At 42.7% G+C, this 16521-nt stretch carries 13 protein-coding genes; 3 read left to right on the top strand and 10 right to left on the bottom strand.

Annotation, left to right across the window (positions count from 1 at the left end):
• Positions 1–140: 140 nt before the first annotated feature.
• Entirely contained in the window at positions 141–1091 is a 951-nt protein-coding gene (locus ACXACS_RS12970) for a LysR family transcriptional regulator (RefSeq protein WP_474807124.1), read from the top strand.
• Between the two features lie 40 nt (positions 1092–1131).
• On the opposite strand, the gene ACXACS_RS12965 is transcribed toward ACXACS_RS12970, so the two are convergent.
• From ACXACS_RS12965 to ACXACS_RS12935, 7 genes are all read right to left on the bottom strand, one after another.
• Positions 1132–3171: a putative bifunctional diguanylate cyclase/phosphodiesterase gene (locus ACXACS_RS12965; protein WP_474807122.1), complete on the bottom strand. Its 2040-nt coding sequence runs from the start codon at positions 3169–3171 to the stop codon at positions 1132–1134.
• Positions 3171–3677, bottom strand: a complete 507-nt coding sequence (locus ACXACS_RS12960; RefSeq protein WP_474807120.1) for a YfiR family protein — start codon at positions 3675–3677, stop codon at positions 3171–3173. The genes ACXACS_RS12965 and ACXACS_RS12960 overlap by 1 nt, the downstream gene beginning before the upstream one ends.
• Before the next feature lie 9 nt (positions 3678–3686).
• On the bottom strand, positions 3687–4739 hold the full coding sequence (locus ACXACS_RS12955) for a hypothetical protein (protein ID WP_474807118.1): 1053 nt from the start codon (positions 4737–4739) through the stop codon (positions 3687–3689).
• A 187-nt stretch (positions 4740–4926) separates the two neighbouring features.
• Complete coding sequence (locus ACXACS_RS12950) at positions 4927–7122, bottom strand: TonB-dependent siderophore receptor (protein WP_474807116.1); 2196 nt, start codon at positions 7120–7122, stop codon at positions 4927–4929.
• Positions 7119–8435, bottom strand: a complete 1317-nt coding sequence (locus tag ACXACS_RS12945; protein ID WP_474807114.1) for a DUF3526 domain-containing protein — start codon at positions 8433–8435, stop codon at positions 7119–7121. Before ACXACS_RS12945 ends, ACXACS_RS12950 begins: the two co-directional genes overlap by 4 nt.
• On the bottom strand, positions 8432–9874 hold the full coding sequence (locus tag ACXACS_RS12940) for an ABC transporter permease (RefSeq protein WP_474807112.1): 1443 nt from the start codon (positions 9872–9874) through the stop codon (positions 8432–8434). Before ACXACS_RS12940 ends, ACXACS_RS12945 begins: the two co-directional genes overlap by 4 nt.
• Positions 9871–10593: an ABC transporter ATP-binding protein gene (locus tag ACXACS_RS12935; protein ID WP_474807110.1), complete on the bottom strand. Its 723-nt coding sequence runs from the start codon at positions 10591–10593 to the stop codon at positions 9871–9873. Before ACXACS_RS12935 ends, ACXACS_RS12940 begins: the two co-directional genes overlap by 4 nt.
• 309 nt (positions 10594–10902) lie before the next feature.
• Here ACXACS_RS12935 and ACXACS_RS12930 point away from each other — a divergent pair, with 309 nt between their 5' ends.
• A complete protein-coding gene (locus tag ACXACS_RS12930) occupies positions 10903–11505 on the top strand; it encodes a thiamine biosynthesis protein ThiC (RefSeq protein ID WP_474807109.1) in 603 nt (200 codons plus the stop codon).
• 135 nt (positions 11506–11640) lie between these two features.
• Here ACXACS_RS12930 and ACXACS_RS12925 read toward each other — a convergent pair whose 3' ends face one another.
• Both ACXACS_RS12925 and ACXACS_RS12920 read right to left on the bottom strand, forming a co-directional pair.
• A complete protein-coding gene (locus ACXACS_RS12925) occupies positions 11641–12399 on the bottom strand; it encodes a DUF2034 domain-containing protein (protein WP_474807107.1) in 759 nt (252 codons plus the stop codon).
• A 388-nt stretch (positions 12400–12787) separates the two neighbouring features.
• On the bottom strand, positions 12788–13480 hold the full coding sequence (locus ACXACS_RS12920; RefSeq protein WP_474807105.1) for a YbjQ family protein: 693 nt from the start codon (positions 13478–13480) through the stop codon (positions 12788–12790).
• A 1416-nt stretch (positions 13481–14896) separates the two neighbouring features.
• Here ACXACS_RS12920 and ACXACS_RS12915 point away from each other — a divergent pair.
• Entirely contained in the window at positions 14897–15661 is a 765-nt protein-coding gene (locus ACXACS_RS12915; protein ID WP_171338589.1) for a hypothetical protein, read from the top strand.
• 123 nt (positions 15662–15784) lie between these two features.
• On the opposite strand, the gene ACXACS_RS12910 is transcribed toward ACXACS_RS12915, so the two are convergent.
• Positions 15785–16480, bottom strand: coding sequence for a recombinase family protein (locus ACXACS_RS12910; RefSeq protein WP_474807103.1), 696 nt, complete (start codon positions 16478–16480; stop codon positions 15785–15787).
• Positions 16481–16521 lie beyond the last annotated feature (41 nt).

The raw sequence follows: 16521 nt of genomic DNA, 5'->3' as shown, positions 1-16521 counted from the left end.
AGTTTATTCGTTGGTTAACGGATAATAAACGACCAAAATCGATAAGGACTTTCCCGAAAACGTGGATAATAAAAGTGATCCATTTGCCTTTTCTTTTTAAGTTTGAAAAGGCGTATGTGGGCTAAACCTGTGAGGAAAGAATGAAAACCGAAGACCTTTCTGTGTTTGTGAAAGTCGCTGAAGTCAATTCAATAACGGCAGCGGCTAAGAAACTTGATATCAGCTCATCAGCTGCAAGCATGGCTATTAAACGTTTAGAAGAGCAGCTTGGCGTAGCGCTATTTGTAAGGAGTACACGCAAAATTAGATTATCCCACGAAGGGGAACAATACTTACCTATGGCTCAACAGGCGCTAAATACACTCCAGCAAGGTTTATCACTCATTACAGAGGAAAGGCAAAGTGTTAATGGTGAGCTTCGCATGGCGATGTCTTCGGAGATGGGACGTAATTTAATGCGCGAGCTGCTGAATAAAGTACAGAGTGAAAACCCCGAACTTTCTTTGCGACTACATGTAAGCGATAGCCGAGTAGATTTTTATCGCGACGGTGTTGACGTAGCGCTTCGTGCAATGACCAAAGAAGCAGTAAAAGAGTCACAAATGTATGGTTTTAAAGTGTGCAACATTCCACATGTTATCTGCGCATCTCCCGAATACATTGAAAAGTGCGGTGAACCACTCACAGCAAACGACCTTATTCAGCATAATGCCTTACTTTATAAACTTTACGATCAAACTCATAACACATGGGAATTGGTGAACGAGAACGAAAAAATTAAGGTTAAAGTGCGCAGCAATCGCGCCGTGAATGACGGAGACATTGTTAGGCGATGGTGCGTTGACGGTATGGGTATTGCCAAAAAGTCAGCCATTGACGTGGCAGAAGATTTATTAAGCGGTAAGTTAAAGCGGGTGTTGCATCAGTATCAAGTTCCATTAACTGAAATGTGGATAATGTTACCCAGCCGACATTTGATCACCCCAGCAGTAAGATTAGTTAGAGATGAACTGAAATTAGCTATTGAGGACCGTCGAAGCAGGCTTATAGAAAAAGGCTTACTTAATGAAAATGAATGGCCCTGCGATTAATTCGCTTTCAGGTGATTAGTACTAGGCATGGATTACCTGATTACCGCATCAAATCCGCTATCTCAGTGCTTTTAAGCGGCTTATGGTGCAGGTAACCTTGGACAGCGTCACACCCCATTTCAGCAAGGGCCTGCTGCTGCTCTTTAGTTTCTACACACTCGCCCAAAGTGGTCAATTCTAAACTTTTTGCAAGCATTATGATGGTGTTAACAATACCGTCATTAGAGCTTGATTGCCCTAACTGAGAAACGAAACTACCATCAATTTTAAGCTTGTCGATAGGAAGCGTGCCTATGTAGCTAAGGCAAGAGTAGCCAGTACCAAAGTCATCAATGGAAATGTTAAGGCCAATTTTTTTCAGCTTTTTAAGCGACGTTAGTGCAAAGTCTGTAGAGCTAATAAAGGTGTTTTCGGTTAGCTCAACTTCCAGTAAATGTGGTGGGACCTGATACTTACCCAATACTTCTTCGATTTGCTCTGCACAGTCTAGCTGTATCAAAAAGCTTGCAGGCAAATTAACCGCCACTGGCACTAAATTTAGCCCTTCATCTAGCCAGTTTCGAATCTGCCTACACACCTCAGAAAGTACCCAAGTAGTAATAGGGTTAATTAAACCTGCTTCCTCAGCAACTGGTATAAACTGGGACGGCGGGATTTCAGTGCCCTCGTCATTCCAGCGTATTAGCGATTCCAGTCCAATAATTCTATCACCACTTATACAGACTTGAGGCTGATACACTAGCGAGAATGCCCCTTCAAGTTTAATGGCCTGTCGAATTCTACTTTCTAGAGATAGGCGTACCAAAGACTCTTCAAGCATTTCAATATTAAAAAAGCTATAGTGCCCAGGGCCTTTCTCTTTAGCGTGATACATGCTTGTATCTGCATGTTTTAATATTTCTATTCCCGTTTCTAAATTTCTTTGATGCAGTGCAATACCAATACTGGTTGAAATGTGAAGCTGGTTGCTACCTATCGCCATAGGCTGGCTAATGCTCTCGATAATCTCAGAAGATAAAGCGACAAGTTTGTCATGTTCGGCAACACCCTCTAGCATTATTACAAACTCATCACCGCCCCAGCGACAGACACAATCTTTTTCTGTAACTATTGCTGTTAGCTTTTTCGCAACAATAATCAGGACTTCATCGCCGATATCATGACCTAGTGTGTCGTTAATGAGTTTGAACCTATCAAGGTCGAGAAATAAAATAGAAAGCGCAGAGTTTTGGGTATTAGCTTTGTTTACGGCTTCATCTAATTTCTCTACAAACAAATGTCTATTTGGAAGTTGCGTTAGCGCATCGTAATTCGCTTTTTGGTATAGCTGCCGAGTACGCAGTTCTACTACACGCTCTAATTTTGTGTTCTGGGCTTTCAGCTGAGCTTGATGGCTTTCTACAGTGGCCAGTATGTGGTTAACACCTCCAAACAGTTCACCGAGTTCATCATCTCTCTTGTCAGGAAGGCGTTTAGAGTATTCACGTTTGCTTCCTACAAACTTAACAAGAGAAATAAGCTGTTGAATGGGTTTTGATAGAAACCTTTGAAGTCGCCAGTGAAAGAGGTAAGTAAATAGCATGCTTATAGTGAGCACACCAAATACTACATACATAGCGTGCTGCTGTTGTTCTTCTAGCGAAGTGGTGCTTGCGGTAAGTATGAGATAACCAATTACTTCATCGTTAAACTCTATGGGCTTAAGGTAATAAATCAGGTGTTCACCGAAAGTTGCGCCTTCTTTAACGGTTGAGGGGGATATATCATCCCGAAAGTCATCCATTGTGTAGCTTGCAATTACGGTGAACGCGTCGTCATAAATTTTTGCACTTTTTATCGCGGGCAGCTTAGACGCGGCATCAAGCAGTTCTTGCGTTGTATCGGCATCGCTAAATAGAACTGATGTACTTGCTGCTGACGCAAGAAGGGTAGATTGGTTGTCTAGTACATCTACCAAGTTGCTTTTGTAATCGGCGACGAAGTTGTTGTAAAGCAAACCCGCTACCAAACACAACGAGAAGAAATTAACGACTAGGACAGCTAGAAGTTGTTTGGTAAAGAACGAGGAACGTTTAAACATCACTTGATCCTCGCGACTCGAAGAAGTTTGGCACTTATTTTTACATTTAACCGCTCAGCCTCTGCTACATCAATTTCAAAACGCAATTTCTGATTTTCTTCATAAAACCTGAAGACAACAGGGAGCGCCAATACGTTATTAATATCAGATATGATTACACTATGGCTTAGGTGCTGCTCTAAAAGATCATCGCTTTCAGTCAAATACAGTATATCGCAAGACTGGGCATCAACGCTGTCTAAAACAAGCAATGACTTACTATTTGGCTCTCTAGATTCCACTAGTGCTTTCAGGAAAGTTAATAATTCCTGATCGTTATGAATACAGAAGGAGATGGGAACAGCGTTACCTTCGGGCCATGTGATAAATTTAGTAAAGTTATACATATAAGCAGCTTTCAACTTGTCTACTTTTTGAAGCTCAGCTAATGCTGCGGGAACAAGGAGGCACTGCAATAAAAGCAACCACGAGAACTTTTGTAAAAAACGAGTCAATTTTGCCGTCACGTTTTTAGCTTAGAACAAGGTTGATAATTGAAAGCCAAATCGCCACAACTCTTTAGGCTGAGGGCCATTCAGGTTCTGATATACAGGTTTACTCCCATTTATCTGAATTTGTAACCAGTCAGTAGCCGTATAGTTCAGTCCAGCGTATAACCTTACTTTTGTCCCACCGTATAAATCAGGATTAGTTATGCCAGCCGGGTAGGGGAAAGCACCATCTACGGTAATTTCGTCGTCTTGCCCATGTATAGAATCTGCGTAACTTATCTCGGCGCCGGTGAAGAGGGTGCTTGTTTCGTCTAAAACAAAATTGTACTTACCATTTAGTTCATAATTATTGCCTAAGCGATAATTACGGTCGTTGGAACCGGTACGTATTCTTGCCGATAGTGAAACAGAGAAAGGATAATCCCCTTTATTACGATAACCAATTTCTAAAGGTAAGTCGAAAGTGCCGGACCCCAATTGCATCGTATAGGGAAGTTGCTGATCACCAGCGGCGCGCGGCGTGTCTCCCTGCTCATCAATAGAGCCAGTAGGAAAACTGATGCCACCGCTTACCCATACGCTGTACTGCTCGTTCGATAGGTATTCATAGTGACCTGTAACTACCACGTCTCCTAATCCTTCAGATGAAATGAGAAATTCATCGTAACCTGGCACTACGCTGATATGGTCAGTTTCTTGCCTTATCAACGGAATCTGTAGCCCTAGCTTGAAATCATGTTGAAGCTGATAACCTATTTGAATAACTTTTGCATACTGATTTATGACAGTCGGAAGTACAGGAAAATTTTCATCAGTTCGCGCTTCTTCACCGGGTACAAAAAGTACTTCGTCTCGAGATACATCACTGTCGTCAATCATGTATCCATCAAATTCGGCGGCTTTATATTGCAAAGACACCGACCATTTGCGGGGGGAGGTATCGATATCTGTTTCAGTTATATCTACATTAAGTAAATCTTGAAAGCTCATTTCTGCAAATTCTGAAGGTGTACTCTGCGCCATGGCGAAGCCAGAAAAGGCCAGGAAAATAGATGATGAAAGGATGGTATATTTCATTTGAAAGCCGCGAGAATAACAATATGTGAAGTATAGTGTATTTCGAGAAAACTTTTAATGACAATAAGTTAGTCTTTTGTAGTGTAGGTATGGAAAAAATATAACTTTAATTCATTGGTTTTAAAAAAAGCACTGCTTAAAAGCAGTGCCTTAAATAGCTTCTATGATAGCTAAGCGCCGTAGGCGCTTAGAAACGATAGGCAGCCGTTAGCCTAAAGCGTTGCGGTGTACCAGGTTCAACCCATACGTCAGCGAAAGAGTTCGTGTAAAATTCTTTATCGAACAGGTTATCAACTGCCACTTTAACCGATAGGTTTTCAACTGGCTCTATTTCAGCAAACGCACGTACCGTAGTATAGCTAGGTAGGTAGAAGTCCGTGGCGGTTTGCCCCAAGCGTTCATCAACGTATAACAGCCCAGAACCTATGCGCACTGGCATATCAGCCAAAGAAAAACCTTTACTCAGTTGAATACTAAGCTGGTTTTCTGGAACGTTAATGAGCGGGTCGCCAGACTCAATGGCTGCAACAAAGTTAGCATCTGCTGCATCATTTGTACTTTCTGCATCAACAAATGTGTAGGACACCCATAGCGAAATATCATTTTCAAATTCAGCGTTAATATCTAGCTCGATCCCACGGCTTCGCGCTTCGCCTGCTGGAGTTAAGAAAAAGCCGTCTGATGCTTCTTCGCTGTCATCAAACACTAGGATATTGCTTTGTTCAATATTAAATAGTGAAAGCGTGATGTCGCCGCGCACACTGTCGAACATAGACGTTAAATCGGTTTTAAGGCCAATTTCAGCAGATTCTGATTCGTTCGGCTCGAAAGGATTACCCGCAAAGTCTGAACCTGTTAACTGACGGAAGCCTTCGCCGTAGGTGGCATACACGCTGGTACTGTCGTTAAACACATAAACGGCACCCACTTGCGGCGAGAAACGGGTATCATCTTGCGAGGTTGTGCTTACTGGACTTGCTAAGCGATTATCAATTTCCTGCTCGAACTTATCAAAACGGCCACCTAAACGAATTTGAAGTTTGTCGGTTAGGTTTATCTGATCTTGAAAATAAACGCCCCAGGCTTTTTGAACTTCAAAGCGGTCTAGATTGTCAGACAGCTCAACATCGGGAAGGGGTGTGTAATCAGGGTTAAATATATCGACCACAAGGTACTGATCTAAATCTAAATCGTTGATGTCAGTATCACTTGAGAAAAACGGCGGGCGATAGCGCAGAATTACCTGATCGTTTTCAAATTTGTCGTAGTCAGCACCAATAATTACGCGATGGGTCAGTGAGCCAGTTTCAAATTCACCCGCAATTTCGCCACGTAAAACCAGATAATCTGTCTCGAAATTACGATAGCGTTTAAAGCGCGATAACAAGGCTTGATCTGGGTCGATAAATAGCGTTTGACGGCCGCCAAAGTTATTCTCAAGCGCATTACCTTCAAACGTAGTATCGCGCAGCCCAGCACCTAACAGTAAGTTCCAGTCATCAGCAAGCTTGTGCGAAATCTCAATTTGATGGCCAACAACTTCGGTATCAATAGTGTCGCCATTCGGATCGCCAGTAAAGGTTTCAATGGGCTGATGGCCCAACTCGCCGTCAATAGCGACTACACCGCGATCAAACGGAATCTTTTGTTCGGTGTACTCTAACTCATAGGTTACTGTAGTATCTGCCGACGCTTCCCAGGTTACCGACGGGTAAAACCCAAAACGTTCGGTTTCTACTGTATCGCGAAAACTTTCCGCGTCTTCATAAAAACCAACGAGTCGTACGCCAACATTTTCCGACGCGCCTGTAACGGTTTGTACGTCAGCTTCAACACGCATTTGCTCCCAGCTGCCGTAAGTGGCTTTAACTTCACCACCTTCACGAAACTGAGGACGTTTAGTTACCAGGTTAATTGCGCCACCCGGTTCACCACGGCCAAACAGGGCCGCTTTCGGGCCTTTCAGTACTTCTACGTGATCGATGCCTGATAGGTCACGAGGGCCGCCGAAACCGCGACCTGCATTAAAACCGTTTACCAAAAAACCACTAGGTAAGTTTTCGTCACCTGAAAAGCCACGAATGGCAAAGCTATTCCATAGGCCGCCAAAATTATTTTGGCGCGCTACAGATGCTGACAGGTCTAATGCGTCATTCAAGTTAATGGCACCGGCATCACTAAGTAAGCCTAAGTCTATATCTTGTGCTGCAGCAGGTACTTCTTTATATTCAAAAGCCCCTTGATACGCGCGATGCATACCGTGTACGGTAATTTTCTCAACATCAGCTTCAGCCTGATTATTTTCACTTTGTGCTAAAGCCGATGTGCTGAGCAGCGCCGATATAGTGGCTGCAAGTGATGTTTTCACCCAACAAGTTTTCATTCTTCTTTTCCTGTGCGGTTTTTGTGTGAGGTTTTAGTGTTTGGTGTAAATTGTGGTAGAGCTTCAAAGCTTTCCTGAGAAAATTCAGGGTCTTTAAAAAGGTGGTAATAATAGAATTCTCGCAGCGCCTTATGAAAAGCACGTACGTCGTTTTCGTAGCCCACCATAGCTTCAACGTTAGTATCAGCAGCGCTTGATAATAAACGTTGGGTAAGCAAAGACGGCGAAAGCAAGGCTACGTAACTGGCGATATTGTCTTTTTGAAGTGTGGCTGCTTGATAGTCTTCCGACAATTCGCTGGCCTTTTGGTCGCCCACTTGTTGAAACGCGTAGTACCATTTCCAATTAAATGAGCTGTCTCGTTCAGGGTCAAACTCTGTGTAGTCGGCCCACTGCGGGTGAGTAGCAATGAATGGAGTCCAAGTGTCTTCAATAGGCTTATCCCATGCGCTATTTACCGCTTCGCGTTGGGTAAGCACAATATCGCCACCCTCAGGTGTTTCGACAGTTGCATTAATGACGGTATGCCCGGTCACAGGCACGACTACTGTTGTAACAAGCCAAACCCCAAGCATAATAGAGGCAAGGTGTGTTGCACTGAAATTTGCAAAACGTTTTGCGGCGCCAATCACAAGAACAATGGCACTCCATATCGCAATGTTACCTATTACTATCGCGCAAATGGTTAGTATAGAAGCCAAAGATGCACCATTAATTAACCCGAACACAACAAACGGAACAAGTGTAACAAGCGCTAAAGGAACCAACGTGACGATTACTCGTGCCGTCCATATAGCATGTGCATTACGCGCGGTTACGTTGAGTAAATCAAAACGACGAGCTTCACGTTCTTTCGCTTTTAAATCGTAAAGTAGCAATATGATAAATAGCGGCAGCAAAACACTGGTCACAAAGGCAAAATCGAAACGCCCTAAAAACGCCAGTTCTGGGTTATCTGTATCACTTTCATAAATTTGCCCTTCTAATGCCAGCATGCGTATACGATGTTTCCAAGGAAATACATCTCTTTCGCCTACGGCAGCAAAAGCCAGGGGAGAGGGAGGGGCATAAGTAAGGTGAAACGCGTAATACGCCACCATGCCATAGTTAGACTGGTGAGTGATAACGGCTTCACGCTCTACTTGGTCTTTCTCTAATAAGCGTTCAATCGTGGCTTGTTGCTCCTGCATCTCTGCATAACCCGACCACAATGACACCGCGCTTAAAAGAAAAACGACTAATAATGTAAGCTTTAATTGGCGGTGACCAAACACAAAATTAGCTTCACGTTTAAGATCGGTAAAACGCATCATGGGTTTAACCTCCTAACAGCCGCTTTTAAAAGCAAGGCGGTAATGCATACCCAAACAAACAGTTGTAAAAAGTAAATAAGCGCGTATGAAATGCGTGTATTTGCTGCTTCTGGTTCAAAATTAAACTCCGAAAGCAACGCCCAATTGTCTGCGCCGACAACCGCTTTATCAGCCGCTTCTTCGCTTGCGTTGCGGTTCATGTCGAGTTTGTAATCCAGCTTTTCAACATGAACTTTATTAAGCCCTTGAACGAAATCAAGACGGAGGGCTTCTGCCTCTCGTAAAAAACGATGATGGGTTTCAAGGCTGGTGCCTGCTAACAGTGTTGAGATAGAGCGAACGGCGACGGTAGGGGATAGCCAGCCAAACTGACGTGCAATATGTGCTTGCTCTAACTCTTCAGCCATTCTGCTTTCGGCAAACTCATTAAGCACTTCTGCCTGTCTGCCTTCAGAAAATTGGGCAACAACACCGCGGAAGTTAACGGGAAGGTCGTCAACAGAATCGACATTGTATTTCGCTAATAAATCTTCTTTTAGCTTTTTGAATGCAGGGTCGTTAACGTCATGACCATCGCCTAAACTACGAAGCTTTTCTTCTACTTTGAAGTCCGCTTCAAGCTTGCCCATCGAGGGGGCAGCGTTTGTCGCTACGCTGCTTCCAAGACGAGGAAGTAACACACATGCGGCCATCCAAATAACAATAAGCATGGTGAAGCTAACGCTACTTTTCTCAAATAACGCTGAACAAGCAGTTACAACGGTCGCCCATAGCAAGAAGTAAACGGCGTAACTTAAACAAAATAACAGTACAACAAGCGCGCTTTCGCTTGAAAAAGCCACGTATAAGCAGGCTAGAAGCAAAGGGAGTAAGAACAAACCGCTAGCTGCAATTAACGCTAATAGCTTACCTAACATTAGCTGCCAGCGAGTCGTTCCTTGTGACAACAACAAGGTAAGTGTTCCCGCTTCGCGCTCTCGCGATACGCTGCCGTAACCAATAAGGATAATAAACAATGGAGCAAGCACTAGCGCCAGAAAGCTTGGGGTTAAGCTGCTAAAACGGGTAAGTCCAGCTGATTGTCGCTGCTCTGCAAACATGGCGCTATTTTGGCGATGCCCTTCTAAGAAAATAGCGTTACCTGTGTAGGTGTCTACCCCAGGTTCGATTACGCTTAATGGAGTAGGGGCACGAAAGACATAGTGACCATAATGCACCATGCGATGAGGGTGCTTATCAGGCTGTGCTTTAAAACTTTCTTCCGCTTCAGTTTGAAGGTGCTCTCTAGCGTGCGCGGCTTCTTCAATGTGAAATGCATTCACAACCAATGCCGCAAGGGTCAGTATGGCCCCTAGCAAGAGTACCGTAGCAGCGACTTTCGTGCGCAGCCAATAGCGCCACTGATCTGCACAAATGGTTTTAACTACACTAAATATCATGCTTTGCGCCCTGCAAATGCTGCGTGTACCGCTTCAGTATCAATAGGCGTATCGCCAACACGCTCGAAGGAGCCGGTTAGCTTACCGTTGCTTAAAAGCACGATACGGTGAGCGACTTGGCAAGCACCATACACGTCATGGGTTACCATAAAAATGGTAGCGCCGTTGGCCGCTAGCTCAGAAACCAACGCATTAAATTCGTCAATAGCGGCAGGATCTAAGCCTGACGTGGGCTCATCTAAAAACAGCACTGGTGCATTGCGCAGTAAAGCAAGGGCAATTGCCGTTTTCTGGCGCATACCTTTTGAGTAGTTTGATAACGCCTTATTCCATGAATCTTCTTGAAGCGCCACTTTGCGAAGTGCCGCAAATATGTCGTCGTCTGATTTTTCTACACCAGCTACAGAAAGAAAGTAACGGATATTTTCCAGACCAGAAAGGTGACCATAAAGCGTTACAGATTCAGGTAAGTAAGCAACAGACTTTTGAACATCGTTAGGGTGAGTAGTGGCGTTGTGACCTAACACAGTAGCGCTACCGCTAGATGCTTTCATCAAACCTAAAAAGGTTTTAAGTGTAGTAGATTTACCGGCACCGTTTCCGCCTAAAAGCGCGAAAACTTCGCCCTTACCAACGTTGAAGTTTAGATTATCTAAAAGCGTGCGGTTTTCAACGCGCACGGTCAGCGCATCTGCGCATATTACTGAATTTGTTTGCATTGTATAACGTGCTGTAACTGAAATTTGCGAGCAATGTTATATTATAACTAATTAGATGGGAATACGTTTTACTCTTAAGTGAGAGTGGAATGACCAATCTAAAGGAAAAAACAGTGCTTAAGTAGAAAAGTGTTGAAGATTTAAATGAAAAAGACATGCCGATTGGTTGTGAGCTATCTCAGTAGATTAAGTTTCCTTTCTTTATAGATGATTTTTAATTTTTACCAAATTTAGTGAAATTATTATTTTGTCTTACCTGTCTTATAGCCACATCAATAAATGCTATTTACATATGAAAAGAGAGCCATAATGGAATTTACACACAAGCGCACCATTCAAATTACAGCGTCGTTATTATTACTGCTAGCAATAACACAGGCTGTTTTCACAGCGCTTTACAGCAGCGGGATTAGCTTTTCAAGGCAGTATGCCTGGGGATTTGAAGCCGTAATCTTTACCGTGCTAGCTGCTTTTGCTAGTACCGCTATGGTGCAGGCAAAAAACGCGCAGCTAGGCTGGTCGGCTATTACTTTTAGCGCCGTTCTGAATATAGTGCAGGTAAGCATTGGCCTAACGTTATTTTCAACCTTCGGCCAAGTTGCTGGTGCAGTAGAAGGTGCTAAGCCTTTAATTGGCGGCGTAGTGTCTTTGTCTTTCATGATTTACTACGCGGCTAAACTATTATTAGGACTAGCAGCCGTCGTTTTCGGCCTATTCTTGATGGTAAAAGGTGGTAAAAAGATTGGTGGTCTTACCGCTATAGTTGGCATGGTCGCTATGTTTGCCAATACCATACTAATTATATTTGGTCGTGATGGCTTTCTACCATCAGGCGTAGCTGGCGCTTCAGGTATGATTGCTACGCTGTTATTGGCTATCTGCCTAATCAGCTTAAACCGCAAAGCTGACTAGAGCTTAGTAACTTTCGAATAAGGTACTTTATCAAGTAAAACGTCGAAGCGTGTTAGTGGTCGGTGGGGGCGTGAGCAGCGATATACTGTTTAGTGCACCGAGCTTGCCGCTAACAACTTCGCACGTATAGATACATTATTCGGTGTAACGACATTTGGGGAAGCTAGAGCAACCTAAAAAGCGGTTGCCTGCGTTAGCCCCGCGTTTTGCCTGACGTTCTACAAGCTCGCTTCCGCACCTTGGGCAGACTGCTGGTTTAGCAGTCTCTAACGTAGTTTGAGATTGCACATTTTGAATGAGGGAAAGTAGCTCATCTGCGCCCAACAGAGTAATAGGCTTGCTTAACGCGAAATCGATTGCTTGTTGTGTGAATTTACCAGAACAAATAATGAAAACACGGCTAGCATTGCTTGCAGTGAGCACACCAAACATCTCACGTACCACACTCACACCAACTTTTTGCGCTTTCCATTGTTTGCATTGAACAAGTGTTATCTCATCACCTTTTCTTAATACCAAATCAATGCCACCGTCTGCTCCGTAACCTCCCTCTGTAACTCTGTATCCTTGGCGACGATAGGCTTCAGCCACAAGCTCTTCAAAGTTACGCCAATGCAGATCGCGAATAGTATCTAGACTACGTTGCGTATCTAATTGTTTAACTTTGCGGTGTGAATTGAAGTATGCAAACGGTGCAACTAGTAAAATCATTGCGGCAATGAACGGGGCGGGGATTGCAAACGCGTTAAACATCATGGCTATCATTGGGTTATCGGTTTGTACATTTGGTAATCCATACACCATGATTACGTAAGCGCTTGCTGAAAGTATTACCGACACCCACCAAGGTAATTCAACAAGTAAATCGATAAAATTAGTTTTGTTTCTTGGCATATATTACTTCCTTGTTCTACAACACTCATCATACACGGCCAATTGAAAATCTTCGGTATTATTGTCTAACGTTAAGTATGTAAGAGAGATAGCCAACTTTGCGTATTCAGCTTAGAAATCATAGAAGCTAGGGGAGGCAATTGAACGTTATAATATGCTAACTTATTGATTTTACGTTGCTGAGGGCATAAAAAAGACGTCCTAGGACGTCTTAGTATTTGAAAGTGGTGGAGCTGGCGGGAAGTGCCACCTAGTTCAGAGGTTAATAATTAACCTAGAATTTACAGTTACTTATAGTTAAGTGCAAATCTTTTTCGGTAGATATCGTGACACTTAATCGTGATACCTGTTTATTGGCGAGGGTTCGCGAACCAACCTTTTTAATCTATCATTTATCAATCTCTATTGCGGTTCCACTCGCCACGAGGAACATCATAGGACTACCTGCGCCAGCTACCTCGCTGTAGTCTAAATCTACAGCTACAACGGCGTCTGCGCCTAGATTATGCGCCTCACGTCTCAATTCGGTTAAAGCCATGGCCCGAGCCTCTTTGAGAGCGTTTTGCGTAGACGATTGTCTGGTCTCGCCGATACTGCTTATCTCGGCTACTAATGAAGATAAAATCGTAGAGCGGTAGACGTATTCGGCAGTTACGATTCCCAATCTTTTACGAACAGCAAATGGTGAAATCGACTCGGTGGTTAGAATTATGTGGTTATATCCATTTCTTCTAAATTCGGCCTCTTGCTCACTTTTCTTTTCAGCTTCTTCTGCTTTGGCTCTCTCTGCCGTCCTAAGAGCCGAAATCGCTTTTGAATCTTCTAAGCTTTGGCTATCCATTTTCGCTTCTGCGATGGACATTGCATCTTTTTGGGCTCTGTAAAACGTTTCCTTTTCGTTATCTGATTCGAAAACAGCGATGTTTTTACCATCTACGGACACATTTAACGAACCTTGGGTCTCTGTAAAACTTAACCTTTCAACGGAGAACGCATGCTCTTTCGTACACAAGTCTTTTCCAATAAAGAAAAACTCTGTTCCATTCCTAGATGTGAAAATGACTGAAAAGTTTAAAGGCACTGACGTCTTGCACCTATTTAACTTATGAACTTCAAAAAGTCGGTTGGCCTCGTTTTTTGAAATTTCGAGAGTTGTTAAATATCTTCCTTCATGCCACAGAGTTAGCGCTTTATTTTCGTATGCAGCGAATAAGGAGTTGATGTCATAGTCAATTTTGTTAAATGAGTCGGTCACAGTGTATGGGTTGAAAGTCTTTATATACCACCTGCTTGGATGTACCTTTTTAGGATTGGTCTTTCCGAACATAAAATTCCCTTTTTAACATTATTAAATTTTTTATCACTCACCATTCTATAATGGCGTTATATGCTGATCTAGCCTCAAATGTGCAAAATGTTATCTGATTGGCAACGCTCAAATCGTGATATCAGTAGTCTTTAAAATTGCTTTTTCAAATATGAGTCAGGCGTTCGCCATTCAACTATTCGTGAATCCATCAGTCAAAAATGGACAATGCTAACTTCTACCTTCAAGCAAATACGACATCCATTGAAATTTGCTCTTTACGAAGTCTGGAATTAGGGAAGAAGTTCTCAATGTCAATGCTATAATACATAAAGTTCAATTAATACAATTGCTTACGCGTTGTAATTGTGTCACCTTCAAAGTTCTTATGATTGGAGGTGAAAATGAGCTTTTATGTTTATTGCTTTGAATACAATGATTTTGGGTTAGTCAAAATAGGAGTTACCAAATTTCCTATACGACGACAGGAAGCGTTTTATTCGTTAGTGCGTAACCCATCTCCTCATTCACTTTTACTAAAGATAGACTCGAAGACCTTCGCATATTCGCTAGAAGCGGAACTTAAACGGAAGCTTTCTCCTAATATTTCACCAGAAGAGCTGTCAAATAGGACACTAGGGCGAATCACTCAACAATCGTGTGTGTCAGAGTGGTATGAAGAGAATACTCTGAGTGCAATTCACGCGCATTTCTATAAATCAGCTCTTGACGGAGTGGCTTCAATTGTTAGTTTCGGGGGGATTGTCTGCCAGGAACTGATCTCTATACGGAGAGAGCTTTACATTCTAAAACATTTGTCAGCAGATGTCGGAAGTATTCTAATGAGCTTTACGTTAAGGGAAGATTACACAAAGCAATGGAGTAAAAGTGATTTCACTCGCTTCCTAGACAGAATAGAGAGAATGGTTAGCAAGTACAATTCCATAGATTAAATTCATTCTTAATGCTCAGGAAATCTTGCAAACTGTTGCGTTTCTGGCAGCCTTGAACGCCCTTTACCTTTCTATTCCGGAAAGTGATAACGCTCGAAAGTGACGCAAACGAATGGCTCATTGCCAAAGGTTAGTGTAAACAATTGAATCGTTATGAATTTAAGGGGGGGAATTCGCCTAGACAAGTCTATCCAGTATGCTAGCGTTTAGAGCGACTCGGCTTGAATAAGGAAGTAAAATGAATGATTTGTTTTATGTTTATCTATACAGAGATAACAAAAGCGGCGCAGTTAAGTACATTGGGAGAGGGGCAAAGATAACGAGAGCCTCAGCACACCAGCTTAAGTCACATAATAAAGATCTAGAGTCTTGGTTAAGAAAGGCGAATTTCAAATTAGAAATAGCTGGACCATTCGACTCAGAAGGTATGTCAAAAGCTGTGGAAGCTGCTTTGATATCTTCTCACTCTCCCACGTTTAATAAGCGACAAGAGTCATCAAAGTATGTTTTCAGACCAATAGGTGTTCCTGAAAAGTATATTGCTAGATTGCAGAAAAACAGATTAACTCGAGAAGACCTCTTTAAAGGTAAAACAAACAAAATCTTACTCGTGCGGATAACGGAGGAAGACTTTGAAAATAGGGTCGGATATGACCAAGTAAGCCCCCCTGAAGATGAAGCTGTTGTTGATAGGGTTCAGAAATATTGGCAACTTGGTGGGGAAAAGTTTCTTGAGAATTGGATTGCTGACAAAGATGAGTCTCCGACTTTATTGTTGGGCATATCTGGTCCTCCAGGAAGCCAAATTATCATTGCATCCTTAGAAATAGACACTAAACAATGGAGTAATGTAACAGTTTTAAAAAACAACTTGATTTCGGTGCCCCTTGTTTCAAGTACCCGTTTAGATAAGTATGGACTCCGCGGTTATAGACTCGATAAAATTGCCGACATAAGTTTTGGACGTTTTAAATCAAAACAATTCAAAATTATAGAAAAGTAAGCCTGCCTTGAGATTTTAAAGAGCTTTCGCTACCTGTCAGGTTAGTTCTAAGCTTTTTTTAAACGTGATACATTAGTTTCTGCCAATGTAAGTCTTGCGCAATACTTGACCTTAGTTTGTTCACTAATTCTGTTTTGAGCCGGATGGTTTCATTTCAGTCAGGCTTTGACAGCGCTTGACATAGTTTCTTACCGTCTGGGCTGAGTACTGTTTATCTTGCTCAGTCTTTAATCCTATTTGATTTAGTCTTTTCGCCATTTCTCTGTAGCTAAGCCGCGCTTCAATCATTGGGCCTAGCAAAGGCGATAGTCTTATCGCTCTTTTATTAGCTTCTTCTGTCTTTTTTCTATTCCGAGCATTAGTCTTATCCCGTAACCCTCCGAGTATTGCGCCTTGCTCTTTTTTCTCTCGGAGAGCTGCTTTGGTTCTCATACTAATAAAGTCTCGCTCTTGCTCTGCCAGTGCGGCATAGATGTGTAGCTGGAATTTATCTGCGTTTGACATTGAGGCGACCTTAAGCTTTAGAGTTTTGTCTTCCATTAAGGTTGCTACGAATGACACTTTTCTGCTTAATCTATCAAGCTTCGAAACGATCAATGTCGCGTTAAGTTGTTTAGCCCTTGTTATGGCCTCTGTAAGCGTCTGTCGAGAGGAATTACTGCCGCTGACCACATCTGTGTAAGTTTCCAACAAGTCGCCCTCTGAGGCGTAGTTTGAGATGAAAAGATTGATATCTCTTTTTTGTGCTTCTAAACCTAAACCTGACCGACCTTGCTCCTTCGTACTTACCCTTAGGTAGGCGATGTATTTTTCGTTCAAGTTAGCTCTCCATTCATGCTGTAAAAAACAACAACGGTGGT

It is taken from the genome of Alteromonas sp. AWM4_230, assembly GCF_056158305.1.
The sequence above is the reverse complement of the archived record's forward strand: the minus strand, read 5'-3'. Positions and strand labels throughout refer to the sequence as shown.

Coding starts and splice junctions, on each gene's coding strand:
- ACXACS_RS12935 (WP_474807110.1), bottom strand. CDS start 10,593: ATGCAAACAAATTCAGTAATATGCGCAGATGCGCTGACCGTGCGCGTT.
- ACXACS_RS12965 (WP_474807122.1), bottom strand. CDS start 3,171: ATGTTTAAACGTTCCTCGTTCTTTACCAAACAACTTCTAGCTGTCCTA.
- ACXACS_RS12925 (WP_474807107.1), bottom strand. CDS start 12,399: ATGCCAAGAAACAAAACTAATTTTATCGATTTACTTGTTGAATTACCT.
- ACXACS_RS12955 (WP_474807118.1), bottom strand. CDS start 4,739: ATGAAATATACCATCCTTTCATCATCTATTTTCCTGGCCTTTTCTGGC.
- ACXACS_RS12930 (WP_474807109.1), top strand. CDS start 10,903: ATGGAATTTACACACAAGCGCACCATTCAAATTACAGCGTCGTTATTA.
- ACXACS_RS12940 (WP_474807112.1), bottom strand. CDS start 9,874: ATGATATTTAGTGTAGTTAAAACCATTTGTGCAGATCAGTGGCGCTAT.
- ACXACS_RS12915 (WP_171338589.1), top strand. CDS start 14,897: ATGAATGATTTGTTTTATGTTTATCTATACAGAGATAACAAAAGCGGC.
- ACXACS_RS12945 (WP_474807114.1), bottom strand. CDS start 8,435: ATGATGCGTTTTACCGATCTTAAACGTGAAGCTAATTTTGTGTTTGGT.
- ACXACS_RS12950 (WP_474807116.1), bottom strand. CDS start 7,122: ATGAAAACTTGTTGGGTGAAAACATCACTTGCAGCCACTATATCGGCG.
- ACXACS_RS12970 (WP_474807124.1), top strand. CDS start 141: ATGAAAACCGAAGACCTTTCTGTGTTTGTGAAAGTCGCTGAAGTCAAT.